General features: G+C 46.4%; 24 protein-coding genes and 2 pseudogenes. 15 read left to right on the forward strand and 11 right to left on the reverse strand.

Translation table 11 applies throughout. The features are described from left to right. Nucleotides 1–169: 169 nt before the first annotated feature. From ycgZ to ymgF, 6 genes are all read left to right on the forward strand, one after another. Nucleotides 170–406 (forward strand): regulatory protein YcgZ, encoded by a 237-nt coding sequence (ycgZ, locus tag QUE34_RS07350; RefSeq protein ID WP_001186982.1) that lies wholly within the window; start codon nucleotides 170–172, stop codon nucleotides 404–406. 42 nt (nucleotides 407–448) lie between these two features. After that, nucleotides 449–721 (forward strand): hypothetical protein, encoded by a 273-nt coding sequence (locus QUE34_RS07355; protein WP_032302888.1) that lies wholly within the window; start codon nucleotides 449–451, stop codon nucleotides 719–721. 28 nt (nucleotides 722–749) lie between these two features. Then, a complete protein-coding gene (ariR, locus tag QUE34_RS07360) occupies nucleotides 750–1,016 on the forward strand; it encodes a biofilm/acid-resistance regulator AriR (RefSeq protein WP_000888778.1) in 267 nt (88 codons plus the stop codon). A 112-nt stretch (nucleotides 1,017–1,128) separates the two neighbouring features. Then, nucleotides 1,129–1,377, forward strand: a complete 249-nt coding sequence (gene ymgC / locus QUE34_RS07365) for a protein YmgC (protein ID WP_001065752.1) — start codon at nucleotides 1,129–1,131, stop codon at nucleotides 1,375–1,377. Between the two features lie 332 nt (nucleotides 1,378–1,709). Next, nucleotides 1,710–3,233, forward strand: a complete 1,524-nt coding sequence (pdeG, locus tag QUE34_RS07370; protein WP_103254014.1) for a cyclic di-3',5'-guanosine monophosphate phosphodiesterase PdeG — start codon at nucleotides 1,710–1,712, stop codon at nucleotides 3,231–3,233. 131 nt (nucleotides 3,234–3,364) lie between these two features. Further along, nucleotides 3,365–3,583: a cell division-associated protein YmgF gene (gene ymgF, locus QUE34_RS07375; RefSeq protein ID WP_001065863.1), complete on the forward strand. Its 219-nt coding sequence runs from the start codon at nucleotides 3,365–3,367 to the stop codon at nucleotides 3,581–3,583. 175 nt (nucleotides 3,584–3,758) lie between these two features. Here the strand turns inward: ymgF and QUE34_RS07380 are convergent, their stop codons facing one another. The 3 genes and pseudogenes from QUE34_RS07380 to QUE34_RS07390 form a co-directional block, all read right to left on the reverse strand. Beyond that, nucleotides 3,759–4,094 (reverse strand): YmgD family protein, encoded by a 336-nt coding sequence (locus QUE34_RS07380; protein ID WP_000979977.1) that lies wholly within the window; start codon nucleotides 4,092–4,094, stop codon nucleotides 3,759–3,761. 3 nt (nucleotides 4,095–4,097) lie between these two features. Next, the gene (locus tag QUE34_RS07385; RefSeq protein WP_000726978.1) at nucleotides 4,098–4,442 is read right to left on the reverse strand and encodes a YMGG-like glycine zipper-containing protein; all 345 of its coding nucleotides are present in this window, start codon (nucleotides 4,440–4,442) and stop codon (nucleotides 4,098–4,100) included. 1 nt (nucleotide 4,443) lies between these two features. Next, nucleotides 4,444–4,614: pseudogene (locus QUE34_RS07390) on the reverse strand (hypothetical protein); the annotation flags it as partial. Between the two features lie 247 nt (nucleotides 4,615–4,861). On the opposite strand from QUE34_RS07390, the pseudogene QUE34_RS07395 reads away from it, so the two are divergent. Both QUE34_RS07395 and QUE34_RS07400 read left to right on the forward strand, forming a co-directional pair. Further along, nucleotides 4,862–4,978 (forward strand): annotated as a pseudogene (locus tag QUE34_RS07395) (ATPase); the annotation flags it as partial. A 67-nt stretch (nucleotides 4,979–5,045) separates the two neighbouring features. Next, nucleotides 5,046–9,722, forward strand: a complete 4,677-nt coding sequence (locus tag QUE34_RS07400; protein WP_286338944.1) for an AIDA repeat-containing protein — start codon at nucleotides 5,046–5,048, stop codon at nucleotides 9,720–9,722. A 368-nt stretch (nucleotides 9,723–10,090) separates the two neighbouring features. On the opposite strand, the gene minE is transcribed toward QUE34_RS07400, so the two are convergent. Genes minE through minC form a run of 3 tightly spaced genes read right to left on the reverse strand, consistent with a single transcriptional unit; the run spans nucleotide 10,091 to nucleotide 11,892 of the window. Beyond that, entirely contained in the window at nucleotides 10,091–10,357 is a 267-nt protein-coding gene (gene minE / locus QUE34_RS07405; RefSeq protein ID WP_001185665.1) for a cell division topological specificity factor MinE, read from the reverse strand. 3 nt (nucleotides 10,358–10,360) lie between these two features. Beyond that, nucleotides 10,361–11,173 carry a septum site-determining protein MinD gene (gene minD / locus QUE34_RS07410; protein ID WP_000101055.1) on the reverse strand — a complete coding sequence of 271 codons (813 nt, stop codon included), beginning with the start codon at nucleotides 11,171–11,173 and terminating at the stop codon, nucleotides 10,361–10,363. A gap of 23 nt (nucleotides 11,174–11,196) precedes the next feature. Next, nucleotides 11,197–11,892 carry a septum site-determining protein MinC gene (minC, locus tag QUE34_RS07415; protein WP_000072536.1) on the reverse strand — a complete coding sequence of 232 codons (696 nt, stop codon included), beginning with the start codon at nucleotides 11,890–11,892 and terminating at the stop codon, nucleotides 11,197–11,199. 519 nt (nucleotides 11,893–12,411) lie between these two features. Between minC and QUE34_RS07420 the strand changes: the two genes are divergently transcribed. After that, nucleotides 12,412–12,780 (forward strand): YcgJ family protein, encoded by a 369-nt coding sequence (locus QUE34_RS07420; RefSeq protein ID WP_001056847.1) that lies wholly within the window; start codon nucleotides 12,412–12,414, stop codon nucleotides 12,778–12,780. Nucleotides 12,781–12,882: 102 nt separating this feature from the next. On the opposite strand, the gene pliG is transcribed toward QUE34_RS07420, so the two are convergent. Then, a complete protein-coding gene (pliG, locus tag QUE34_RS07425) occupies nucleotides 12,883–13,284 on the reverse strand; it encodes a g-type lysoyme inhibitor PliG (protein WP_000693759.1) in 402 nt (133 codons plus the stop codon). Between the two features lie 239 nt (nucleotides 13,285–13,523). On the opposite strand from pliG, the gene QUE34_RS07430 reads away from it, so the two are divergent. The 3 genes from QUE34_RS07430 (at nucleotide 13,524) to ycgN (ending at nucleotide 15,085) form a co-directional block, all read left to right on the forward strand. After that, nucleotides 13,524–13,817, forward strand: a complete 294-nt coding sequence (locus tag QUE34_RS07430; RefSeq protein WP_001297679.1) for a YcgL domain-containing protein — start codon at nucleotides 13,524–13,526, stop codon at nucleotides 13,815–13,817. Between the two features lie 70 nt (nucleotides 13,818–13,887). Further along, nucleotides 13,888–14,547 carry a fumarylacetoacetate hydrolase family protein gene (locus QUE34_RS07435; RefSeq protein WP_000284282.1) on the forward strand — a complete coding sequence of 220 codons (660 nt, stop codon included), beginning with the start codon at nucleotides 13,888–13,890 and terminating at the stop codon, nucleotides 14,545–14,547. 91 nt (nucleotides 14,548–14,638) lie between these two features. After that, on the forward strand, nucleotides 14,639–15,085 hold the full coding sequence (gene ycgN, locus QUE34_RS07440; protein WP_001306825.1) for a cysteine cluster protein YcgN: 447 nt from the start codon (nucleotides 14,639–14,641) through the stop codon (nucleotides 15,083–15,085). A 206-nt stretch (nucleotides 15,086–15,291) separates the two neighbouring features. Here the strand turns inward: ycgN and hlyE are convergent, their stop codons facing one another. Further along, a complete protein-coding gene (hlyE, locus tag QUE34_RS07445) occupies nucleotides 15,292–16,203 on the reverse strand; it encodes a hemolysin HlyE (protein WP_001306826.1) in 912 nt (303 codons plus the stop codon). A 371-nt stretch (nucleotides 16,204–16,574) separates the two neighbouring features. Here hlyE and QUE34_RS07450 point away from each other — a divergent pair, with 371 nt between their 5' ends. Both QUE34_RS07450 and umuC read left to right on the forward strand, forming a co-directional pair. Then, on the forward strand, nucleotides 16,575–16,994 hold the full coding sequence (locus tag QUE34_RS07450; protein ID WP_032302891.1) for a translesion error-prone DNA polymerase V autoproteolytic subunit: 420 nt from the start codon (nucleotides 16,575–16,577) through the stop codon (nucleotides 16,992–16,994). Continuing rightward, on the forward strand, nucleotides 16,994–18,262 hold the full coding sequence (gene umuC, locus QUE34_RS07455; RefSeq protein ID WP_032302892.1) for a DNA polymerase V catalytic protein: 1,269 nt from the start codon (nucleotides 16,994–16,996) through the stop codon (nucleotides 18,260–18,262). Before QUE34_RS07450 ends, umuC begins: the two co-directional genes overlap by 1 nt. 44 nt (nucleotides 18,263–18,306) lie before the next feature. Here the strand turns inward: umuC and dsbB are convergent, their stop codons facing one another. After that, the gene (dsbB, locus tag QUE34_RS07460; RefSeq protein ID WP_000943444.1) at nucleotides 18,307–18,837 is read right to left on the reverse strand and encodes a disulfide bond formation protein DsbB; all 531 of its coding nucleotides are present in this window, start codon (nucleotides 18,835–18,837) and stop codon (nucleotides 18,307–18,309) included. A gap of 145 nt (nucleotides 18,838–18,982) precedes the next feature. Next, complete coding sequence (gene nhaB, locus QUE34_RS07465; protein WP_000406391.1) at nucleotides 18,983–20,524, reverse strand: Na(+)/H(+) antiporter NhaB; 1,542 nt, start codon at nucleotides 20,522–20,524, stop codon at nucleotides 18,983–18,985. A gap of 221 nt (nucleotides 20,525–20,745) precedes the next feature. Here nhaB and fadR point away from each other — a divergent pair, with 221 nt between their 5' ends. Next, nucleotides 20,746–21,465, forward strand: coding sequence for a fatty acid metabolism transcriptional regulator FadR (gene fadR, locus QUE34_RS07470; RefSeq protein WP_000234823.1), 720 nt, complete (start codon nucleotides 20,746–20,748; stop codon nucleotides 21,463–21,465). A gap of 51 nt (nucleotides 21,466–21,516) precedes the next feature. Here fadR and QUE34_RS07475 read toward each other — a convergent pair whose 3' ends face one another. Further along, the gene (locus QUE34_RS07475; RefSeq protein WP_032183982.1) at nucleotides 21,517–23,049 is read right to left on the reverse strand and encodes a SpoVR family protein; all 1,533 of its coding nucleotides are present in this window, start codon (nucleotides 23,047–23,049) and stop codon (nucleotides 21,517–21,519) included. Nucleotides 23,050–23,168 lie beyond the last annotated feature (119 nt).

Consider the following 23,168-nt stretch of genomic DNA (forward strand, 5'->3'; position numbering starts at 1 on the left):
GTATAGGTTGTCAGTCAAATGATGCAAATAATTTTTACGTATCTCATTGTTTTATAGGTGTTAGCACTAATTGCAAAAAAATAATTTATCATTCTGTACACATATTTCGTACAAGTTTGCTATTGTTACTGCACTTAACAACGTTTAACATTTTTAATAGAGGCGTAGCATGCAGCAAAATTCAGTGATTTCAGATTCTGCGGGGGCAATTACTCGTTACTTTGCAAAAGCTAACTTGCCTACTCAGCAGGAAACCCTCGGGGAAATTGTGACTGAAATTTTGAAAGATGGACGTAATCTGAGTCGAAAGTCGCTTTGTACCAAACTTCTTTGTCGACTGGAGCAAGCGACAGGGGAAGAGGAACAGAAACACTACAATTCACTAATTGGGTTGCTTTTTGAATAATGTGACAGCCTGATTATTTGACAGATTAACTATGAAGTCGTTATGAAGACATCTGATAATGAAAGTATAAAACATGAAATTACTGGCCAGGCGGTGCTCCAGATATTACGCATGAAGATAAATTTTTCGTTGCAGACTCTTATTAAGCAATTACTCGTAATGAAATCGGCTGAGGAAAATGCTTTCCGACGAGATTTAATTGACAGCATAATTCGTGATTTTAGCAACAGTGATACAGGAGGGCCAAACAGAAGAACAGCGATAGCTGACAATAAAAGTATGTTCAATGGTAAGAAAATAAACAGAATACATTAAAATTTCATAAGTAAGATGAGAGGTTACCATGCTTGAAGATACTACAATTCATAATGCAATAACTGATAAAGCGTTATCAAGCTACTTTCGCAGTTCGGGTAATTTGTTAGAAGAAGAGTCAGCTGTGTTAGGGCAGGCTGTGACCAATTTAATGCTTTCAGGCGATAATGTTAATAATAAAAATATTATCTTAAGTCTGATACACTCTCTGGAAACAACAAGTGATATTCTCAAAGCTGATGTGATTAGAAAAACACTGGAAATCGTGTTGCGATACACAGCTGATGATATGTAACTTTCAATTATTAAGTATAAGTTTATAGAAAACTCAGTCATCTTATTTTTGTCTGTCGCTTTAGACTATACACAGCATAATTTTATTGGGTCACTATTCCTACGAGGCTGACATGAATAATTCAATCCCAGAGAGATTTATTTTTCAATGTGCTTTGTTTAAAAATCTCGAGAGGGAGGTGTTCATGACGCATGGATATGTTGATAGTCATATTATTGATCAGGCTTTACGCTTGCGTTTAAAAGATGAAACTAGTGTGATTCTTTCTGATCTCTATCTGCAAATCTTGCAGTACATTGAAATGCATAAGACTACACTAACGGATATCATTATTAATGACAGGGAATCCGTGCTCTCTTAGAACTGAGTAAGGTTTTAAAATTACCATCAGCTGTATCATATGCTGGTGCAAAGTAATAATTTAAGTCGTTATGTTTCTTAATATATCCGGAATATCAGGGTTTAAACAAGAATGGAGAACTATTGTTCTCCATTCTTGACGTCTGACATCCTGCCAGATTTGCTTAATTTTACCCACATTAAGCACAATAATTAATAGGTTAGATGACGATGGAGAAAATTTTATCTTCGGCGTGGATATTTCTTATGCTCTCTACCATGCTCTCTTTAGACGCCAGCACGAGCGAATGAACATCATTTCATGTATTAAAATCCTTAGTCCGGGACAAGCGAATGCGCAATACACTCATACCCATCCTCGTTGCGATATGCTTGTTTATAACCGGTGTCGCTATTTTGAATATCCAGCTCTGGTATTCCGCAAAAGCAGCATATATGGCGGGAGCGAGATATGCTGTCAACAATATCAATCACATACTTGAAGAAGCGTCACAGGCGACTCAAGCGGCGGTTAACATTGCCGGGAAGGAATGCGACCTCGAGGAGCAATATCAGCTTGGCACTGAAGCAGCTCTGAAACCTCACTTGCGCACAATCATCATTCTCAAACGCGGAATGGTCTGGTGTACATCCTTGCCGGGGAATCGAGTCCTGCTGTCTCGTATTCCTGCTTTCCCTGACAGTAATTTACTGTTGGCTCCGGCAATCGACACCGTCAATAGATTGCCTATCCTGCTCTATCAGAGCCAATTTGCAGACACGCGTATTTTGGTCACGATAAGTGATCAGCATATTCGTGGAGCGCTTAATGTGCCCTTGAAAGGGGTAAGGTATGCATTACGCGTAGCGGATGACATTATTGGACCTACCGGTGACGTGATGACGCTTAATGGACACTATCCTTATACTGAGAAGGTTCACTCCACAAGATATCATTTCACTATTATCTTTAACTCACCACCATTCTTTAGCTTCTACAGACTTATCGATAATGGCGTAGGGGTTTTGATATTCATTCTGTTAATTGCCTGCGCCGCAGCCTACCTGCTTGATAAGTATTTTAATAAAAGCGCAACGCCTGAAGAGGTCCTGCGACGGGCAATAAGTAATGGTGAGATTGTCCCTTTTTACCAACCTGTGGTAAATGGTCGGGAAGGGACATTGCGGGGAGTTGAGGTATTAGCCCGCTGGAAACAACCTCACGGCAAATATATCTCACCCGCGGCATTTATTCCACTTGCTGAAAAATCTGGATTAATTGTTCCGCTTACACAAAGTCTGATGAATCAGGTTGTCACACAGATGAACGCTATCGCGAGTAAATTGCCGGAAGGTTTTCATATCGGAATTAATTTTAGTGCCTCGCATATTATTTCGCCGACGTTTGTCGACGAGTGCTTAATTTTCCGTGACAGTTTTACCCGTCGCGATTTAAACCTCGTTCTGGAAGTTACCGAGCGTGAGCCATTAAATGTTGATGAGAGTCTGGTTCAGCGGTTGAACATTCTGCATGAAAATGGTTTTGTCATCGCGCTGGATGATTTCGGTACTGGCTACTCAGGGCTTTCTTATCTGCATGACCTGCATATTGATTATATCAAAATTGATCACAGTTTCGTTGGCCGCGTAAACGCAGACCCAGAATCAACTCGGATTCTGGATTGTGTATTGGATCTGGCGCGTAAACTTTCGATCAGTATCGTAGCTGAAGGTGTCGAAACAAAAGAACAGCTTGATTATCTGAATCAAAACAACATCACATTTCAGCAGGGTTATTATTTCTATAAACCGGTAACCTACATCGACCTGGTTAAAATTATCCTTTCTAAACCGAAGGTGAAGGTTATGATTGAGTAAAAATTGATCATCAAGACCATGGTGCGGTGTAATTATAGACAGCTAATTAGCTCGTTGCGTCTTGTTACTATTGTTCATTATTTTGTTTGCTATAATTGTTTGAAAGTTTTGACAGGATCGCCATTAGTAGCATGAACAATAGTAATAATCTGGATTATTTCACTCTCTATATCATCTTTTCCATTGCATTTATGCTGATCACCTTGCTGGTCATCCTTATCGCAAAACCCAGTACTGGGCTTGGAGAAGTGCTTGTAACGATAAATTTGCTGAATGCCCTTGTTTGGCTGGCGATCAATCTGGTTAATCGAGTAAGGGAAAAACTCGTTAGCCACAGGGATCAGCACTAATCTTTCTTTATGCTATAGCCGCTATATAGTAATAAGTATTGTTGTATTTGTGGTTTAATGCCGATTAAATTGCTTTGCTTGTTGTTGTGAGGGCGTATTGGCGGGTGTGATGTTTCATTGTAGAACTATATACAACCACCGCGTCGAATCAATCGACGCGGTAACAGACGAAATATTATTTTTTGCCGATAGCACGCATGGTGTCATCAATTGCCGTGATCAACAGCATTTGCGGGTCTTTAGCGCAAACCTGGTTCAGTTTTTCTACCACTTTGGCGCTCAGTTCCGGAGATTGCTCAATTTTTAAATCACGGCTGGCAACGCTGGCATTACCCATTACCGCAACAATTTCTGCAACCTGTGCGCTGTCAGTTTTTGCCATTTCGTTGGCTTCTGCGCAAGTAATATAGGTTTCTGACGGCAAGCCGTTCTTAATATTGTAGTCCTGCGCCCAGGTCATTGGTGCGAAAACAAACAGACCCGCCAGTAAAGCAAATTTTTTCATCATCATTCCTTATTTCATTTTACCCAGAATTGCACCACCCGTACCGCCAATTACGGCACCTTTAATCGCCCCTTCAAGGCCATTGCCGGTCAGAACGCCAGTGACAGCACCAACGGCGGCACCCACTTTTGCACCTTTGCGCGCATTTTTGCCGTCGCGGCCTTTTTCTGTTACTGCACCAACGCCAGCGCCAACAGCTGCACCTTTCAGTACGCCATTAACGCCATTGCCAGTAAGTAAACCAACGCCTGCACCAAGTAGTGCACCTTTTGTGGTGCGATTCATATCCGCCATCGCTGGCGCGGAGCAGAGCAATGCTGAGATAAGCCCGAAGGCGAGTATTTTTTTCTTCAACTTAGATGTCCGGTATTAAGTAAGTTGCACACACAATAATTTCGTCTTCAATTAAGACCTGCTTAACTAAAGAACGCTCGCTATTATTCAGATAATTCAAAATGAGCGTGGCTGTGATGATAGGAATTATGTCTTTTACTTGAATGAGAATAATCTTAAATAAAAAATAACTCTTTGATTGATAATATTTTTATTCAAGAAGTGTCATTGGCTGTTAACGTGATGTTGTAAAGGTAAGATAATCTGATGCATCAATATTATTGTGTAATATTCATGTGAGTAGAAGATATTCATCAGAAACAATTATGTGAGTCATTTTACTTTGCCGACGGCCTTATTTTCGCAGAATAAGCGTACGACAGTCTTATCTGAAAAGATTGATTTTTATTCAACCACACTTCAGCGCGATGCGTCTAAAAATGCCTCTTTCTTATGCGGAATATCATCATTTCATCATGATGTCTTTGATGAGCGGTGAACACAATACACTTGCGCTGTCTCTTAAGGATGAATCCCCTGGTCTGGTGCCTGTGGGCCGATGTTGCAGCAGAGCTAAGGTCGCTTACCCGCTACTCAGTATTCACTTTTCAGAGGATGAAATTTATGAACAGGACCAGTCGCTATTATTTTCGCCGTTCAGTACTTTCCTTATTGATATCTGCCTTGATATATGCCCAGCCTGGAGAGGCTGCTTTCACATCAATCGTTACTGGTATCGTAAATGGTGAAACTGTGGATGGCGAGCAAATAGTAGATGAAAGGGGGACAACTAATGATACTCATATCATTAATCACGGCCACCAGACTGTATTTGGTGGGGTGTCTAATGGAAGTATTATTGAAATGGGTGGACAACAAGATGTAGCAAACCATAACAATTATCAGGGGCAAGCTAATAATACAATCCTTCATGGGGGTACACAGGTAATTTATAATGGTGGGAATTCTAGCGGTACGATAATCGCGAGTGGCAATCAGCAAGTTTATAACGGTGGTACCAGCAATGGCACGTTAATCGAGGGTGGCAATCAGTACATTTATAAGGATGGTACCAGCAATGGCACGATAATTAAGAATGGTAATTCATACGTCGAAGGAGGGAGAGCAAACGGGACTGTCATTGATGGTGGTAAACAAACAGTAACAGCTCAGGGGCATGTTGACGGTACGACGATAAATACATCTGGTTCTCAGAACATCACACAAGGAAGTCTGGCAACGAACACAACAATAGATGGGGGCCGACAGTATGTAGATTCGAGTATTGTAGAAAACACTATCATTAAAAATGGAGGTGACCAAAGAACAATTAAGAGCCATGCGCTGGACACCACAATAGATGGTGGTCGACAGGATGTTGATTCAAGCACTGCACAAATAACCACCATTAAAAATGGAGGAATGCAGACGCTGCAAAACACGTCAACGGCGCACACTACCACGATCTATTCTGGTGGGACGCAAATTGTTGATAGCAGGAGCACCTCGAATGTTATTGAAATATATTCCGGTGGCGTGCTTGATGTTAGAGAGGGCACGGCAACGAATGTTACCCAGCACGATGGCGCGGCTTTAAAAGCAATGACTGACAGGTCGACGGTGAGCGGTACGAATAGTGAAGGGGCATTCTCTATTCACAATAACGTGGCAGACAATGTGTTGCTGGAAAACGGTGGTCATTTAGACGTATATGGTTCGGCAAATAAGACGATTATTAAAGATAACGGAACAATGTCAGTTTTAACGAATGCTAAAGCTGATGCGACCCGAATAGATAATGGCGGCGTTATGGATGTTGCCGGAAACGCGACCAATACCATAATTAATGGTGGCACACAGAATATAAATAATCATGGTATTGCCACGGGAACCAATATCAACAGCGGAACACAAAATATCAAGAGCGGCGGGAAAGCTGACACGACAAATATCTCCTCCGGGAGCCGGCAGGTTGTTGAGAAAGATGGTACGGCAACTGGCAGCAATATTAGCACCGGAGGCTCGCTGATTGTCTATACCGGTGGTATCGCACATGGGGTTAACCAGGAGACGGGCAGTGCTTTAGTTGCCAACACGGGCGCAGGGACTGATATTGAAGGATACAACAAGCTCTCTCACTTCACTATTACCGGAGGGGAGGCTAATTATGTTGTGCTGGAAAATACCGGCGAACTGACGGTAGTGGCTAAAACCACGGCGAAAAATACTACCGTTGATGCTGGCGGTAAGCTGATTGTCCAGAAGGAGGCTAAAACAGATACCACCAGACTTAATAATGGTGGCGTTCTGGAGGTTCAGGACGGTGGTGAGGCTAAGCATGTTGAGCAACAATCCGGCGGCGCATTGATTGCTTCCACGACTTCCGGAACACTTATCGAAGGAACCAACAGTTATGGTGATGCTTTCTACATCAGGAATTCAGAAGCTAAAAATGTAGTGCTGGAAAACGCTGGCTCATTAACAGTCGTTACTGGTTCCCGGGCAGTTGATACGATTATTAATGCCAACGGCAAAATGGATGTTTATGGAAAAGATGTTGGCACTGTACTCAATAGTGCGGGCACCCAAACAATATATGCCAGTGCCACTTCTGATAAAGCAAATATCAAAGGTGGCAAGCAAACGGTATATGGTTTAGCCACTGAGGCAAATATCGAAAGTGGTGAACAAATTGTTGATGGTGGGTCAACAGATAAAACGCACATCAAAGGCGGCACGCAAACCGTTCAGAATTATGGTAAGGCGATCAATACCGATATCGTCTCTGGCCTACAACAAATTATGGCAAACGGGACAGCGGAAGGTTCCATTATTAATGGCGGTTCACAGGTAGTTAATGAGGGCGGTCTGGCTGAAAACTCGGTACTTAATGACGGCGGCACACTCGATGTGCGGGAGAAAGGCAGCGCTACGGGGATACAGCAGAGTAGCCAGGGCGCGTTGGTGGCAACCACCAGGGCGACGCGGGTCACAGGGACACGCGCTGATGGCGTCGCGTTCAGCATCGAGCAGGATGCGGCGAACAATATCCTGCTGGCAAATGGCGGCGTGTTAACCGTGGAGTCAGACACCACTTCCGCCAAAACACAGGTCAATGCGGGCGGACGGGAGATCGTCAAAACAAAAGCCACTGCGACTGGCACGATGCTTACCGGCGGTGAACAAATCGTCGAGGGTGTGGCGAATGAGACAACGATTAACGACGGCGGAATACAAACAGTTTCGGCTAACGGTGAGGCAGTAAAAACAACGATTAATGAAGGCGGTACGCTGACAGTCAACGATAATGGCAAAGCGACAGATATCATCCAGAACAGCGGTGCCGCTCTCCAGACGAGCACGGCTAACGGTATTGAAATCAGCGGTACTCACCAGTACGGCACCTTTTCCATTGCCGGAAATTTAGCGACCAATGTGCTGCTGGAAAATGGCGGTAATTTATTGGTATTAGCAGGTACCGAAGCTCGCGATTCCACGGTTGGCAACGGTGGGGCAATGCAAAACCTGGGTCAGGACTTCGCCACAAAGGTTAATTCCGGTGGGCAATATACCCTTGGTCGGTCAAAAGATGAGTTTCAGGCTCTGGCCCGGGCAGAAGATCTACAGGTCGCTGGCGGGACGGCAATCGTCTACGCAGGTACGCTGGCGGATGCATCGGTCAGTGGCGCGACAGGAAGCCTGTCGTTAATGACGCCACGGGATAATGTTACGCCAGTTAAACTTGAAGGGGTGGTCCGGATTACCGATAGCGCGACATTAACTATCGGAAATGGCGTCGATACGACGCTTGCCGACCTGACGGCTGCCAGCCGGGGCAATGTCTGGCTTAACAGCAATAATTCCTGTGCAGGCACCAGCAACTGCGAATATAGAGTAAACAGTTTGCTCCTCAACGACGGTGATGTTTATTTATCAGCACAAACAGCAGCGCCTGCCACAACTAACGGTATCTACAATACGCTGACCACCAGTGAACTTTCCGGCAGCGGTAATTTCTACCTGCATACCAACGTTGCAGGCTCCCGGGGCGATCAACTGGTCGTCAACAACAACGCCACTGGCAATTTTAAAATCTTTGTTCAGGATACCGGCGTCAGCCCTCAGTCTGACGACGCGATGACGCTGGTGAAAACAGGGGGAGGGGATGCTTCGTTTACGCTGGGTAATACCGGCGGTTTCGTTGATCTTGGGACCTATGAGTATGTCCTGAAAAGCGACGGCAACAGCAACTGGAACCTGACCAATGATGTCAAACCCAACCCGGACCCCAACCCAAATCCGAAACCGGATCCAAAACCAGACCCAAAACCGGATCCGAAACCAGACCCGACTCCCGATCCAACGCCGACACCCGTCCCGGAGAAACGCATCACGCCTTCTACGGCAGCCGTACTCAATATGGCAGCAACATTACCGTTGGTCTTTGATGCTGAGCTAAACAGTATTCGCGAGCGGTTGAACATAATGAAAGCGAGTCCACACAACAATAATGTCTGGGGGACGACGTATAACACCCGTAATAATGTCACCACCGATGCGGGTGCCGGGTTTGAGCAGACGCTGACCGGAATGACGGTGGGGATCGATAGCCGTAATGGTATTCCTGAGGGGATTGCGACGCTGGGCGCTTTTATGGGTTATTCCCATTCACATATCGGTTTTGATCGTGGAGGACATGGCAGTGTGGGCAGTTATTCTCTGGGGGGCTATGTCAGCTGGGAACATGAAAGTGGTTTCTATCTGGACGGTATCGTGAAGCTGAACCGCTTTGAAAGTAACGTAGCCGGTAAAATGAGCAGCGGTGGAGCCGCCAGCGGCAGTTATCGCAGCAACGGGCTGGGCGGTCACATTGAAACCGGGATGCGATTTACCGATGGTAACTGGAACCTGACGCCGTATGCATCGTTAACGGGGTTCACCGCTGATAACCCCGAATATCATTTATCCAATGGTATGGAATCGAAATCAGTCGATACCCGCAGTATATATCGTGAACTGGGCGCAACGCTGAGTTACAACATGCGTCTGGGGAACGGCATGGAAGTTGAGCCGTGGCTGAAGGCGGCTGTGCGCAAAGAATTTGTCGATGATAACCGGGTGAAAGTGAATAATGACGGTAATTTTGTCAATGATTTGTCGGGCAGACGTGGAATATACCAGGCAGGTATTAAAGCCTCATTCAGCAGTTCGTTAAGCGGGCATCTCGGGGTGGGGTATAGCCATGGTGCCGGTGTGGAATCCCCGTGGAACGCGGTGGCTGGTGTGAACTGGTCGTTCTGACCATCAACGCTTAAACTGCGCTTCGGCGCAGTTTCCGTTTACAGGATGTTAAAAGGGAAAATTCTGCGGCAAAAAAAGCCCGCCAGTTACGGCGGGAAACCTCATCCTATGGGAGAACAATGAATAATGAAATTGCGGGGTTATCATCTCCCAGTATACCAATACTAACAATAAGGTTATTTACTCAGCCAGGTATAAACAATTTGTTCTGTGTGGGGGGAACGGCATTAAGGTGTAAAGGGGGGGGGGAAGCAATGAGTAGCATCAGCAAGAATACTCGCCGCGCTTACTAAACGTGGATGAGGGGGATGAAAAACTCAAGGCAGAGATGGCTCTGCCTTAAAGATAAATACGCTTTTACAGCGGGCTTATTTCAGCTCTTCAGCTTCCGGTAAAGTCACGTTCAGCTCAAGAATAGAAATATCGCCATCTTTTTGCTCAAGCTGTACGGTTACCATCTCAGGATCAATTTGTACGTATTTACAAATGACCTCAAGAATATCTTTACGCAACTGCGGTAGATAATGCGGTTCAGCATCGCTGCGACGGCGTTCAGCAACAATAATCTGCAGCCGTTCTTTTGCAATGTTGGCCGTGTTTTTCTTCCGCGAGAGAAAGAAATCGAGTAATGCCATAACTTATCCTCCGAACAAGCGTTTGAGGAAGCCTTTCTTCTCTTCTTCAATGAAGCGGAAAGGACGTTCTTCTCCCAACAGACGTTCTACGGTATCTGCGTAGGCTTTACCCGCATCGGCGTTAATGTCGAGAATGACCGGTTCACCCTGGTTAGAGGCGCGCAATACTGATTGATCCTCAGGAATCACGCCGACGAGTTTGATGCGCAGGATCTCCAGCACATCTTCCATGCTCAACATGTCACCTCTGCTCACGCGGCCTGGGTTATAGCGCGTTAACAGCAGATGCTCTTTAATAGGCTCTTCGCCATTTTCTGCGCGGCGTGATTTCGACGCCAGAATGCCTAAAATACGGTCAGAGTCGCGTACTGAGGAGACTTCCGGGTTGGTGGTAATAATGGCTTCGTCTGCAAAATAGAGTGCCATTAACGCACCGGTTTCAATCCCTGCCGGGGAGTCACAAACGATAAATTCAAAGTCCATCGCTTTCAGATCATCAAGAACTTTGGCGACCCCTTCACGGGTAAGGGCATCTTTATCGCGTGTTTGCGATGCCGGAAGAATATAGAGATTTTCAGTACGCTTATCTTTAATTAACGCCTGATTTAGCGTTGCATCGCCCTGAATGACGTTGACGAAATCGTAAACGACCCGGCGTTCACAACCCATAATCAGGTCGAGATTACGCAGGCCGATATCAAAATCTATCACGACAGTTTTCTTTCCCTTCTGGGCCAAACCAGTGGCGATGGCCGCGCTGGAGGTTGTCTTACCAACCCCCCCTTTGCCCGAAGTAACAACAATAATGCGTGCCATAGAAATTCCTTGTTAAAAAGGGATCAATTTAACGGTTGAACGGTCAAAGCGTTTTCGACTAACTGTAGTCGCGCTGCTTTGCCATAAAATTCTGCTGGGATTTGATCACTCAGCCAGTATTCACCTGCGATGGACACCAGTTCCGCCATCAGGTTCGTACAAAATATTTGCGTTTCCCGGTCACCACTTGCCCCTGCCAGCGCACGACCGCGCATCATGCCATAAACATGAATGTTACCATCGGCAATCAATTCGGCCCCAGCGCTAACGTGGCTTGTAACAATCAGATCACATTGTGGAGCATAAATACGCTGACCGGAACGCACCGGGGTATCTATTAAACGCGTTTTTGTGACCGGCGTTGTATTTTGCGCTGGAGCCTGCGGTGCGGGAGCTGGACGCGGCGCTTTTTCCTTTCCTTCCGTCAGGATAGGCAGCCCCATTTTTTCAATTTCGGCTTTAAGTTGCGCATCTTTGCAGCCACTTACGCCAATAACCCGCAAACCGGTTGCCGAAACAGCCTTATGCATCGCTGACCAGTTTACCGGGTCTTCAAGTGCACTGACGTTGAGTACAACAGGGGCATGTTTTAAAAATGCGGGGGCCTGAGCGATTTTGTCTTCCAGCGCCTGATGGATAACCTTAGGTTCTGCCTCATGCAGATGAACCACAGATAAAGTGAAGCTACTGCCTTTAAGCTCGATTGGCGTGTTTGACATCCTGGCCTTACTCAATTAGCTATTAATCATCGCCAGCGCGCGATGATGTTACGAAGACTATAAGGCATGTTATAGTCTGGATTATATTGAGGCAAGTCACCCTCCCATTTATTCAGAGTAAAAGTCTATTCTGTGATAAATGGCGCTGATTCATAGCTTAAAAAATACCCTTGTCAATCAACCCATTGCCGTCGTACTTTTGATTGTTCTTATTTACGCTTCCTTTTTCCGCACCCTAATCGTGACAGCATCTTCAGACCTGTTTAAATATCCAGTATTGAGACGAGTGTATTTTTTCACCACACCAGGCTTTCTTAACTTTCCATTTTTTGCAGCATCATTAAAGAACAGATACCCGTTATCTTAATATCCGCCACAGAATTGCTCTATCATAGAAACCGCAGAAGACGTCTGATACTTCTGTCAGGTCATCGTAACTCGTCCAGGTCAGCGGTTTTGATTACGGATTGATGATGAAATGAGCATAAGTGTTGTACGGTTGGATTATCAGGATGTGCTATGAATATGATGCGTATTTTTTATATCGGATTGTCAGGTGTGGGGATGATGTTCTCATCAATGGCGTCTGGAAATGACGCTGGCGGACTTCAATCTCCGGCGTGCGGCGTTGTTTGCGACCCGTATATTTGTGTTAACTCAGATGGCATTTCCCCAGAGTTAACAAGGAAATATCTCGGCGAAAAAGCCGCTGAAAACTTACAATCAGTACAAGGTTACGATCCCAGCGAATTTACATTCTCTAACGGTGTATTTTGCGATGTTAAAGAAAAATTATGTCGTGATGATCGTTATTTTGGTGTGAATGGTAAGCGGAGTGGAAAAATCAATCAAACCACCACAAAGATGTTATTTATGTGTCGTGAGTGATGTCTTGTTTACATTATGTTCTATTCGTCATTAACCTCTTAAGCGACAGAGAGGAGTGGGGCGTTAACGTTTATGACGGGGAGAGTCCCCGTCGATTGACATTTACTTAATTTGAATATCAACGTTATATTTTTTAGTTTTGTTTTTACGGGCGTCGTTTCGGGTTTGCAGCACACGCAGCTCATATTTGCCAGAAGCTGGGAGTGCGTATTGTCCGTGACTATCGAGTTCTGGGGAATATCTGGATAAATCAACAGAATCATCGATCCCTGGTCCGAAGAGGTAAGTATCAGCGCCTTCATTAGAGATACTCACATGCACTTTCTGGCCTTTTTTGGCATAGAAGGTATATGTATCGTAATCATATCCCTTTATTTCGCCGGAGTACTGAGCGCTGCTATGACCTTTTCTGAACTCAACATTGACATTCTTACCTGCAGCAAAGCTCGTAGAGGTTAGCAGTGCAAGCAGCAATACACCCTTACTGATGCCCTTGATTTTCATAGGTAGTCTCCTGTTCAGAATGAGTACGATGAACTGTTATAATATAACAATTCCTTACGGGGGAATTCCAGTGGCTTTCCTGTATTCGGTAAAATCCTGGTGCGGTATTCTTGCCGGGGATTACTTATAAAGGGCGCATGGATTGAACAAACCGCAGAAATCTACAGCTGGCTGGCTTGTGGCGCGGGTTTCATTGATGTTAGCTTATGCCAAAACCTGGCATTTTAAAGAGTAAATGTATGTTTTGTGTGATTTATCGAAGCAGCAAGCGTGACCAGACCTATTTATATGTCGAAAAAAAAGACGATTTTTCGCGTGTTCCTGAGGAACTGATGAAAGGTTTTGGTCAGCCTCAGTTAGCGATGATTCTGCCGCTGGATGGGCGGAAGAAATTGGTCAATGCCGATATTGAGAAGGTTAAACTGGCATTAACCGAGCAAGGTTACTATCTGCAGTTACCGCCACCCCCCGAAGATTTGCTGAAGCAACATCTTTCCGTAATGGGGCAGAAAACAGACGACACTAACAAATAACCGATATCCGGCGGTGGCATTATCTTTGTCGGCGCGGGTTTTCATATCCACGATAAGTGAGGGGAACGTTATGTATCAACATCACAACTGGCAAGGTGCGCTGCTGGATTATCCGGTGAGTAAAGTAGTCTGTGTTGGCAGTAACTATGCCAAACATATTAAAGAGATGGGCAGTGCAGTGCCCGAAGAGCCAGTGCTGTTTATTAAACCAGAGACGGCACTGTGCGATCTGCGGCAGCCATTGGCGATCCCTTCCGATTTCGGTTCAGTTCATCATGAAGTCGAACTGGCGGTGTTGATTGGCGCGACGCTACGTCAGGCTACGGAAGAGCATGTCCGCAAAGCAATTGCCGGTTACGGCGTGGCGCTCGATCTGACATTGCGTGATGTTCAGGGAAAAATGAAGAAAGCCGGGCAGCCGTGGGAAAAGGCCAAAGCGTTTGATAACTCTTGTCCGCTATCCGGGTTTATTCCAGCGGCGGAATTCACCGGCGATCCGCAAAATACAGTGCTGGGCCTGAGCGTCAACGGCGAACAACGCCAGCAAGGTACGACTGCGGACATGATCCATAAAATCGTTCCGCTGATCGCTTATATGAGCAAGTTTTTTACCCTCAAGGCCGGTGACGTTGTGCTGACAGGCACGCCTGATGGCGTCGGCCCCTTGCAAAGCGGTGATGAGCTGACGGTTACTTTCGATGGACATTCTTTGACAACTCGCGTTTTGTAATACTTTTTGCCGCCTGAAAGCGGCGGCAAAACTTGCATCGCTGTGCCAGACTGGTTATAAGGTGCGTTTTAACGTAATGGCGGAACACCTGATGAGCGATGTACCTTTCTGGCAAAGTAAAACCCTGGACGAAATGAGCGATGCGGAATGGGAGTCGTTGTGTGATGGTTGCGGTCAGTGTTGTCTGCATAAACTAATGGACGAAGACACCGACGAAATCTACTTCACTAACGTCGCCTGTCGCCAGCTCAATATTAAAACCTGTCAATGTCGGAACTACGAGCGTCGTTTCGAGTTTGAACCCGACTGCATTAAACTAACCCGTGAAAATCTGCCAACATTCGAATGGTTGCCAATGACCTGCGCTTATCGCTTGCTGGCGGAAGGTAAAGATTTACCTGCGTGGCATCCGCTGCTTACTGGTTCGAAAGCGGCAATGCATGGCGAACGTATCTCTGTGCGTCATATCGCAGTGAAAGAATCAGAAGTGATTGACTGGCAGGATCATATCTTAAATAAACCTGACTGGGCGCAGTGATAAATTTAATAGATGTTGATGAGGGCTTTCTTAATATACGTCTGGTTGCTCGCCATTTCGTAGGGTTGTTTTTGAAAGCGCTCTGTCATAATGAGAGTTACCCGATACCTTATTATTAACAGGTAACTCTCAATCTTTAAAAAACGTCTGTATTTTTAAATGTGATAAACTTTATACCTTGAGTACATGGAGAGAATAATCGCTTATCAGACTTCAGGTACCTCAAAGAGTGTCTTCTTACCGTGTCTTTTCTGATACTCATTACAGGTGTTAATCATTTTTTTTGCCGCTTCTTTTAGCAAAGAAAGCATTAAATCATCATAATCAACGTAGAATCTGGTTGTTTCAGTTTCCGTTTTTATCTCCCCGATGGCGGCTATTTCGGTGGTTAATTTCAATTTGGCAGCATCGATATCTTTATTCGCTTGTTTAACCGTGTTAGACAGGGTGGTAAAGAAACTCTGCACAGATTTTAACTTGTTCTTCAATTCTGGAATCAGTTTCCCTTCAACTACGCCCGCAGCAATAGAATAGGAAATGATTAATCCAAATGGACCGGCGACGACACCGGCTGCGGCACCGGCATACGCTTCCTTCCTGATTTTATCTACCTGTGACTGGAAATAGCTGCTTTTTTCTGAAAAATCATTGGTTAACTGGCTATCTAACGCCAGCAGTTTTCCGGAAGCGTTGTTGAAACTTTGTGAGCTTACCAGCAGAGATTTTTGCGCTTCATTCAGCTTCGTGATGCCGTCATCCAGCACCTTAATGAGAATGTCTTTCTGGGCGGATGCTTTCTTCTCATTGTACTCATCAAATAGCAAAATATATGCTGCGAGCAATTGCGTCGCAACACCACACCATTCATACACCGTTTGGGTTGCTTCAAAATACTTATCCTGGCTATCCATAAGTAAGGTTTTAATATCGCCAACTAAAACGGAGGCTGCCTGTGAATACTCCTGTTTAAAGCGACTTAGCTCTTTTATGGTTTCATCGAAGGTCTGCCAGGGGATGACCTGATCGAGATATTTATTATAAAGGTCTAATGCTCCATCTGCGGTTTCGATTGCGTTTTTAACTACCTCTACCGTTTTATCTGCAACGATTTCAGTCATAATCATTCGCCTCTTTAAATATATAAATTGTAATGAAACCCCTGTTTTACAACTATTAATGAATTTTACTTCATCTAATTCATAGTTAGGCGGGTGAGATGCGTCAATGTCTTTATTTCTATTAATATGATAAATATCAAACAATGTTTAATGTCATTATGGCGAATGCTTCTATTCTATTTTTAGCCGGGTGATATTTTTCATTTCTGCTGGATGAGCGTCGTCGCCAGAAGGCCGCGTGAGCACAGGATAAGAGAACGAAAAATCAGCAGTCTATGCAGCGACAAATATTGATAGCCTGAATCAGTATTGATCTGCTGGCAAGAACAGACTACTGTATATAAAAACAGTATAACTTCAGGCAGATTATTATGTTGTTTATCAAGCCTGCGGATCTCCGCGAAATTGTGACTTTTCCGCTATTTAGCGATCTTGTTCAGTGTGGCTTTCCTTCACCGGCCGCAGATTACGTTGAACAGCGCATCGATCTGAATCAACTGTTGATCCAGCACCCCAGCGCGACTTACTTCGTCAAAGCAAGTGGTGATTCTATGATTGACGGCGGGATTAGCGACGGCGATTTACTGATTGTCGATAGTGCGATTACCGCCAGCCATGGTGATATTGTCATCGCTGCTGTTGACGGCGAGTTTACGGTGAAAAAATTGCAACTACGCCCGACAGTGCAGCTTATTCCCATGAATAGTGCGTACTCGCCCATTACCATCAGTAATGAAGATACGCTGGATGTCTTTGGTGTGGTGATCCACGTCGTTAAGGCGATGCGCTGATGTTTGCCCTCTGTGATGTAAACGCGTTTTATGCCAGTTGTGAGACGGTGTTTCGCCCTGATTTATGGGGTAAACCGGTGGTTGTTTTATCTAATAACGACGGTTGTGTTATTGCCCGCAACGCCGAGGCAAAAGCGCTGGGCGTTAAAATGGGCGATCCCTGGTTCAAACAAAAAGATCTGTTTCGCCGCTGTGGCGTGGTTTGCTTTAGCAGTAACTATGAGCTTTACGCCGATATGAGCAATCGGGTGATGTCGACGCTGGAAGAGCTATCGCCCCGCGTCGAGATTTACAGTATTGATGAGGCATTCTGCGATCTGACCGGTGTGCGTAATTGTCGCGATCTGACTGATTTTGGCAGAGAAATTCGCGCAACGGTGCTACAACGTACCCATCTTACTGTTGGTGTGGGGATCGCCCAGACCAAAACGCTGGCTAAGCTTGCCAATCATGCGGCAAAAAAATGGCAGCGGCAGACGGGTGGGGTGGTGGATTTATCAAATCTGGAACGCCAGCGTAAATTAATGTCTGCTCTCCCCGTGGATGAAGTCTGGGGGATTGGACGGCGGATCAGCAAAAAACTGGACGCGATGGGGATCAAAACCGTTCTCGATTTGGCGGATACAGATATCCGGTTTATCCGTAAACATTTTAATGTCGTGCTCGAAAGAACGGTGCGTGAACTGCGCGGCGAACCCTGTTTGCAGCTGGAAGAGTTTGCACCGACGAAGCAGGAAATTATCTGTTCCCGCTCGTTTGGTGAACGCATCACGGATTATACGTCGATGCGGCAGGCCATTTGTAGTTACGCTGCCCGGGCGGCGGAAAAACTTCGCAGCGAGCATCAATATTGTCGGTTTATCTCCACATTTATAAAAACGTCGCCATTCGCGCTCAATGAACCTTATTACGGCAATAGTGCGTCGGTAAAACTACTGACGCCCACTCAGGATAGCAGGGATATTATTAACGCCGCTACGCGATCTCTGGATGCCATCTGGCAAGCGGGCCATCGCTACCAAAAAGCAGGCGTGATGCTGGGCGATTTTTTCAGTCAGGGAGTCGCGCAGCTCAATTTATTCGATGACAATGCACCGCGTCCCGGGAGTGAGCAATTGATGACGGTGATGGATACGCTGAATGCCAAAGAGGGCAGAGGAACACTCTATTTTGCCGGGCAGGGGATCCAGCAACAATGGCAGATGAAGCGTGCCATGCTTTCACCACGTTATACAACACGAAGTACGGATTTACTGCGGGTCAAATGAACATAGCGGCAGCAAAAAGCGCTCCCGCAGGAGCGCCAAATGGATTAGCGACCGAACAGGTCACGTTTTTTCGCTTTAAACGGCTGGGAAATCACCACCAGCACCGCGACAATGAGGTAAGCGATAAAAATACCGAGCAGCCACTGCGGCATTTCCAGACCTAAAAATTCCCACTGACGCTCGGCACAATCGCCAGAGGCGACAAACACTTGCGGTACCCATTTATCCAGCGGCAGCCAGTCAGGGAAACGAACCATAAAATCACAGGTCGCAAACGGCGAAGGATAGAGCTGAAGCATGGTGTGCTCGTAAGTTAACTGCACACCGCGGAACGCACTATACAACCAGATAATCATCGCTACATAACGCAGCGGAGTTTTCGGGGCGATCGCGCCAATCAGCGCAGCACCCAGAATGCCGAATAATGCGCAGCGTTCATAAATACAGAGCACGCAAGGTTTCAGTAACATCACATGCTGGAACCACAGCGCCGTCAGTTCCAGTGCCAGAGCGGTAAACGCCATCAACAGCCACGCGCCCCGACCTTGTGAACATTGATTCAAAAATCGCAACATAATCATTTCCCTGCAATATGCATAGAGTGCGCAGTTTAAACCAATTCATTCGCTGCGCCACCAGGAGGCAGCAAAAATAGGACGCAATTGGACAATTATCGGGCGAAAAGGCAAACCGGGCATTTATATGCCCGGTAAGTTGTTATCAAAGCGTTGCTATCCAGCCCATTTGCATAAACCATTCGGTTACAGGGGCAAGCGTAAACTCGACGCAGAGCAAGCCGACGAGTGTCAGGACGAGGGTGTAAGGCAGGGCCATCCACACCATGCGCCCATAAGAGAGGCGAATCAATGGCGCGAGTGCAGAGGTCAGCAGGAACAGGAACGCAGCCTGACCGTTCGGCGTAGCGACGGAGGGCAGATTGGTACCGGTATTAATGGCGACCGCCAGCAGCTCGTATTGCTTCAACGTGATAGCGCCACTTTCCATTGCCGCTTTCGCTTCGTTGATATAAATCGTCCCCACGAAGACGTTATCCGAAATGGATGACAGCAGACCGTTGAAAATATAGAACAGCGACAGCTGAGCATGTTCCGATGCCTGCAACACAAACTGAATAATCGGCGAAAACAGTTGTTGGTCGATAATCACCGCGACTACCGAGAAAAACACCGTCAACAGTGCGGTGAATGGCAGAGATTCGGTGAAGGCTTTACCGATAGCATGTTCATCGGTGACACCAGTCAATGATGTCGCCAGAATAATGACCGACAAACCAATCAGGCCAACCTCCGCCAAATGCAACGCCAGCGCGGTGACCAGCCAGACGCCGATAATCGCCTGGACAATCAGACGAATTTTATCCTGACGGGTACGCTGGTGGCGACTTTGATCGTCAAACTGTTGCAGCACTTCGCGGACTTTCTCCGGCAGCGTTTCGCCGTAGCCAAACCAACGTAGCTTCTCCACCAGCAGGCAGGTTAACAGGCCACAAATCAGAACCGGGACGGTCACCGGCGACATGCGCAGGAAGAAATCGCCAAAATGCCAGCCAGCCGCTTTAGCGATGATCAAGTTCTGTGGTTCGCCCACCATGGTCATCACCCCGCCTAATGCGGTGCCGACACCTGCATGCATCATCAGGCTGCGCAGAAAGCCACGGAACTGTTCCAGAACCACTTTGTAATGCTTGTCGATATGACTATCGTCTTGCAGGTCGGTATCTTCAGTACGGGAAGAGGCTACGCGGTGATAAATACCATAAAAACCGACGGCAACGCTGATCACCACCGCCACGACGGTTAAGGCATCGAGGAACGCGGAGAGGAACGCCGCTGCCACGCAAAAAGAGAGCGACAGCAGCATTTTGGAGCGAATGCTTAACAGCAAACGGGTAAATATGAACAGCAACAGCTGTTTCATAAAATAGATACCCGCCACCATAAACATCAGTAACAGCAAGACTTCAAGATTTGCCGCCACCTCTTCACGGACGTGTTCCGCGCTGGTCATGCCGATGAACACCGCTTCGATAGCCAACAGGCCACCGGGGAGTAGCGGGTAGCATTTCAGGGCCATCGCCAGAGTGAAAATAAATTCCGCTACCAGCAACCAGCCAGCGACGAAAGGGCTGATGAGGAAAATTAACGGATTTACGATTAAGAAAATGATGAGGGCGAGTTTGTACCAGTCGGGGGACTGGCCCAAAAAATTGCGCCATAGCGCGCGGCCCCAGGAGATCTCCATGATGGTTTCCCTTACCTTACAAATAATCAATGATGTTTTTATGTTTAAACGCAAAGCTTAACGGTCAGGCAGGAGTGAGGCAAGTCTTGATAGTCAAGGGTAAAGAGATGCGGAAAATGAAGCCTTGATCCCTTTTTTCTTCTTTTTGTCTGCTATCAGCGTAGTTAGCCCTCTGGTATGATGAGTCCAACTTTGTTTTGCTGTGTTATGGAAATCTCACTATGGTCATTAAGGCGCAAAGCCCGGCGGGTTTCGCGGAAGAGTACATTATTGAAAGTATCTGGAATAACCGCTTCCCTCCCGGGACTATTTTGCCCGCAGAACGTGAACTTTCAGAATTAATTGGCGTAACGCGTACTACGTTACGTGAAGTGTTACAGCGTCTGGCACGAGATGGCTGGTTGACCATTCAACATGGCAAGCCGACGAAGGTGAATAATTTCTGGGAAACTTCCGGTTTAAATATCCTTGAAACACTGGCGCGACTGGATCACGAAAGTGTGCCGCAGCTTATTGATAATTTGCTGTCGGTGCGTACCAATATTTCCACTATTTTTATTCGCACCGCGTTTCGTCAGCATCCCGATAAAGCGCAGGAAGTGCTGGCTACCGCTAATGAAGTGGCCGATCACGCCGATGCCTTTGCCGAGCTGGATTACAACATATTCCGCGGTCTGGCGTTTGCTTCCGGCAACCCGATTTACGGTCTGATCCTTAACGGGATGAAAGGGCTGTATACGCGCATTGGTCGTCACTATTTCGCCAATCCGGAAGCGCGCAGTCTGGCGCTGGGCTTCTACCACAAACTGTCGGCGTTGTGCAGTGAAGGCGCACACGATCAGGTATACGAAACAGTGCGTCGCTATGGGCATGAGAGCGGCGAGATTTGGCACCGGATGCAGAAAAATCTGCCGGGTGATTTAGCCATTCAGGGGCGATAATCCCTTCCGTTTAAAAAGCAAACCCCTCAAACGAGGGGTTTTTTGTTGTTTTTACAGATTTCCCATTCTCGGCGGGCAACGTTCCAGCAACTCGACGCTGCCGTCTTCGTTTTGCTGTTCCAGCATCACATCAAATCCCCACAGGCGATGCACATGCTTCAGCACTTCTTTGCGCCCCCGATCCAGCGGTGCGCGATTATGTGGAATGTAACGCAGCGTCAGCGAACGGTCGCCGCGCAAATCCACGTTCCAGATCTGAATATTCGGCTCCAGATTACTTAAATTATATTGCGACGATAACCGGTTACGGATCTCCCGATAACCTTCTTCATTATGAATAGCGGAAATTTCCAAATAATTATGCCGATCGTCGTCCAGCACGGTGAAGAAGCGGAAATCACGCATCACTTTCGGTGACAGGAACTGACTGATAAAGCTCTCATCTTTGAAATCACGCATCGCAAAATGTAATGTGTCCAGCCAGTCAGAACCGGCGATATCCGGGAACCAGTATTTGTCTTCTTCCGTTGGCGACTGACAAATCCGTTTAATATCCTGGAACATGGCGAAACCAAGCGCATACGGGTTTATTCCGCTGTACCACGGGCTGTTATAGGGCGGCTGGAAAACCACATTGGTGTGGCTGTGCAAAAACTCCAGCATAAAACGTTCCGTCACTTTCCCTTCATCATACAGATGGTTAAGGATGGTGTAGTGCCAGAAGGTCGCCCAGCCTTCGTTCATTACCTGAGTCTGTTTTTGCGGATAAAAATACTGGCTCACCTTACGCACAATACGCAGAATTTCACGCTGCCATGATTCCAGCAGGGGTGCATTTTTCTCCATAAAATAGAGCAGGTTTTCTTGTGGCTCGGGCGGATAGCGGCGCGCTTCAGCAACCGTTTTCTCTTCCTCGCGCTTCGGCAGGGTACGCCAGAGCATATTGACCTGACTTTGCAGATACTCTTCGCGACTTTTCTGCCGGGCTTTTTCTTCTTGCAGCGAGATTTTTTGCGGGCGTTTGTACCGATCCACACCGTAGTTCATCAGCGCATGACAGGAGTCAAGAAGCCGCTCTACTTCATCTACGCCATAACGTTCTTCGCACTCGGTAATATATTTACGGGCAAAAATCAGATAATCGACAATCGAACTGGCGTCGGTCCAGCTACGGAATAAGTAATTGTTTTTGAAGAAAGAGTTATGCCCATAGCAGGCGTGGGCCATCACAAGTGCCTGCATGGTGATAGTGTTCTCTTCCATCAGGTAAGCGATACACGGGTTAGAGTTAATGACGATTTCATAGGCCAGTCCTTGCTGACCGTGCTTATACAGCCGTTCAGTCTCGATAAACTTTTTACCGAATGACCAGTGTGGATAGTTAATTGGCATGCCGACGCTGGAGTAGGCATCCATCATCTGTTCTGAGGTGATCACTTCAATCTGGTGCGGGTAGGTATCCAGCCGATAGAGTTTCGCTACCCGGTCTATCTCTGCCAGATAAACATCCAGCAGGTCAAACGTCCAGTCGGGTCCATCGCTCAAACGTGTGGTGTCCTTATTCATAGAATCGATCGTCGCCATACGCGCACCTCATTGTTGTCGGTGCTCTCTGTGTGGAACACCTCATTTCAAGCATAGAACACCTGTTAAAAACCGCGTCGCCGAAGAATTTTTTCTTTGCGATTTCTTATTATCAGAGT

Origin of the sequence: Escherichia sp. KS167_9B (genome assembly GCF_030295215.1) — a bacterium.
GTDB lineage: Bacteria > Pseudomonadota > Gammaproteobacteria > Enterobacterales > Enterobacteriaceae > Escherichia > Escherichia coli_F.

Excerpts from the sequence above, each read along its gene's own strand:
- QUE34_RS07400 (WP_286338944.1), top strand. The coding sequence starts at position 5,046 with ATGAACAGGACCAGTCGCTATTATTTTCGCCGTTCAGTACTTTCCTTA.
- dsbB (WP_000943444.1), bottom strand. The coding sequence starts at position 18,837 with ATGTTGCGATTTTTGAATCAATGTTCACAAGGTCGGGGCGCGTGGCTG.
- QUE34_RS07420 (WP_001056847.1), top strand. The coding sequence starts at position 12,412 with ATGAATATGATGCGTATTTTTTATATCGGATTGTCAGGTGTGGGGATG.
- nhaB (WP_000406391.1), bottom strand. The coding sequence starts at position 20,524 with ATGGAGATCTCCTGGGGCCGCGCGCTATGGCGCAATTTTTTGGGCCAG.
- QUE34_RS07475 (WP_032183982.1), bottom strand. The coding sequence starts at position 23,049 with ATGGCGACGATCGATTCTATGAATAAGGACACCACACGTTTGAGCGAT.
- QUE34_RS07355 (WP_032302888.1), top strand. The coding sequence starts at position 449 with ATGAAGACATCTGATAATGAAAGTATAAAACATGAAATTACTGGCCAG.
- minD (WP_000101055.1), bottom strand. The coding sequence starts at position 11,173 with ATGGCACGCATTATTGTTGTTACTTCGGGCAAAGGGGGGGTTGGTAAG.
- hlyE (WP_001306826.1), bottom strand. The coding sequence starts at position 16,203 with ATGACTGAAATCGTTGCAGATAAAACGGTAGAGGTAGTTAAAAACGCA.
- QUE34_RS07450 (WP_032302891.1), top strand. The coding sequence starts at position 16,575 with ATGTTGTTTATCAAGCCTGCGGATCTCCGCGAAATTGTGACTTTTCCG.
- ymgC (WP_001065752.1), top strand. The coding sequence starts at position 1,129 with ATGAATAATTCAATCCCAGAGAGATTTATTTTTCAATGTGCTTTGTTT.
- QUE34_RS07435 (WP_000284282.1), top strand. The coding sequence starts at position 13,888 with ATGTATCAACATCACAACTGGCAAGGTGCGCTGCTGGATTATCCGGTG.
- QUE34_RS07380 (WP_000979977.1), bottom strand. The coding sequence starts at position 4,094 with ATGATGATGAAAAAATTTGCTTTACTGGCGGGTCTGTTTGTTTTCGCA.
- minE (WP_001185665.1), bottom strand. The coding sequence starts at position 10,357 with ATGGCATTACTCGATTTCTTTCTCTCGCGGAAGAAAAACACGGCCAAC.
- fadR (WP_000234823.1), top strand. The coding sequence starts at position 20,746 with ATGGTCATTAAGGCGCAAAGCCCGGCGGGTTTCGCGGAAGAGTACATT.
- ycgN (WP_001306825.1), top strand. The coding sequence starts at position 14,639 with ATGAGCGATGTACCTTTCTGGCAAAGTAAAACCCTGGACGAAATGAGC.
- ariR (WP_000888778.1), top strand. The coding sequence starts at position 750 with ATGCTTGAAGATACTACAATTCATAATGCAATAACTGATAAAGCGTTA.
- pdeG (WP_103254014.1), top strand. The coding sequence starts at position 1,710 with ATGCGCAATACACTCATACCCATCCTCGTTGCGATATGCTTGTTTATA.
- ycgZ (WP_001186982.1), top strand. The coding sequence starts at position 170 with ATGCAGCAAAATTCAGTGATTTCAGATTCTGCGGGGGCAATTACTCGT.
- QUE34_RS07430 (WP_001297679.1), top strand. The coding sequence starts at position 13,524 with ATGTTTTGTGTGATTTATCGAAGCAGCAAGCGTGACCAGACCTATTTA.
- ymgF (WP_001065863.1), top strand. The coding sequence starts at position 3,365 with ATGAACAATAGTAATAATCTGGATTATTTCACTCTCTATATCATCTTT.
- umuC (WP_032302892.1), top strand. The coding sequence starts at position 16,994 with ATGTTTGCCCTCTGTGATGTAAACGCGTTTTATGCCAGTTGTGAGACG.
- pliG (WP_000693759.1), bottom strand. The coding sequence starts at position 13,284 with ATGAAAATCAAGGGCATCAGTAAGGGTGTATTGCTGCTTGCACTGCTA.
- minC (WP_000072536.1), bottom strand. The coding sequence starts at position 11,892 with ATGTCAAACACGCCAATCGAGCTTAAAGGCAGTAGCTTCACTTTATCT.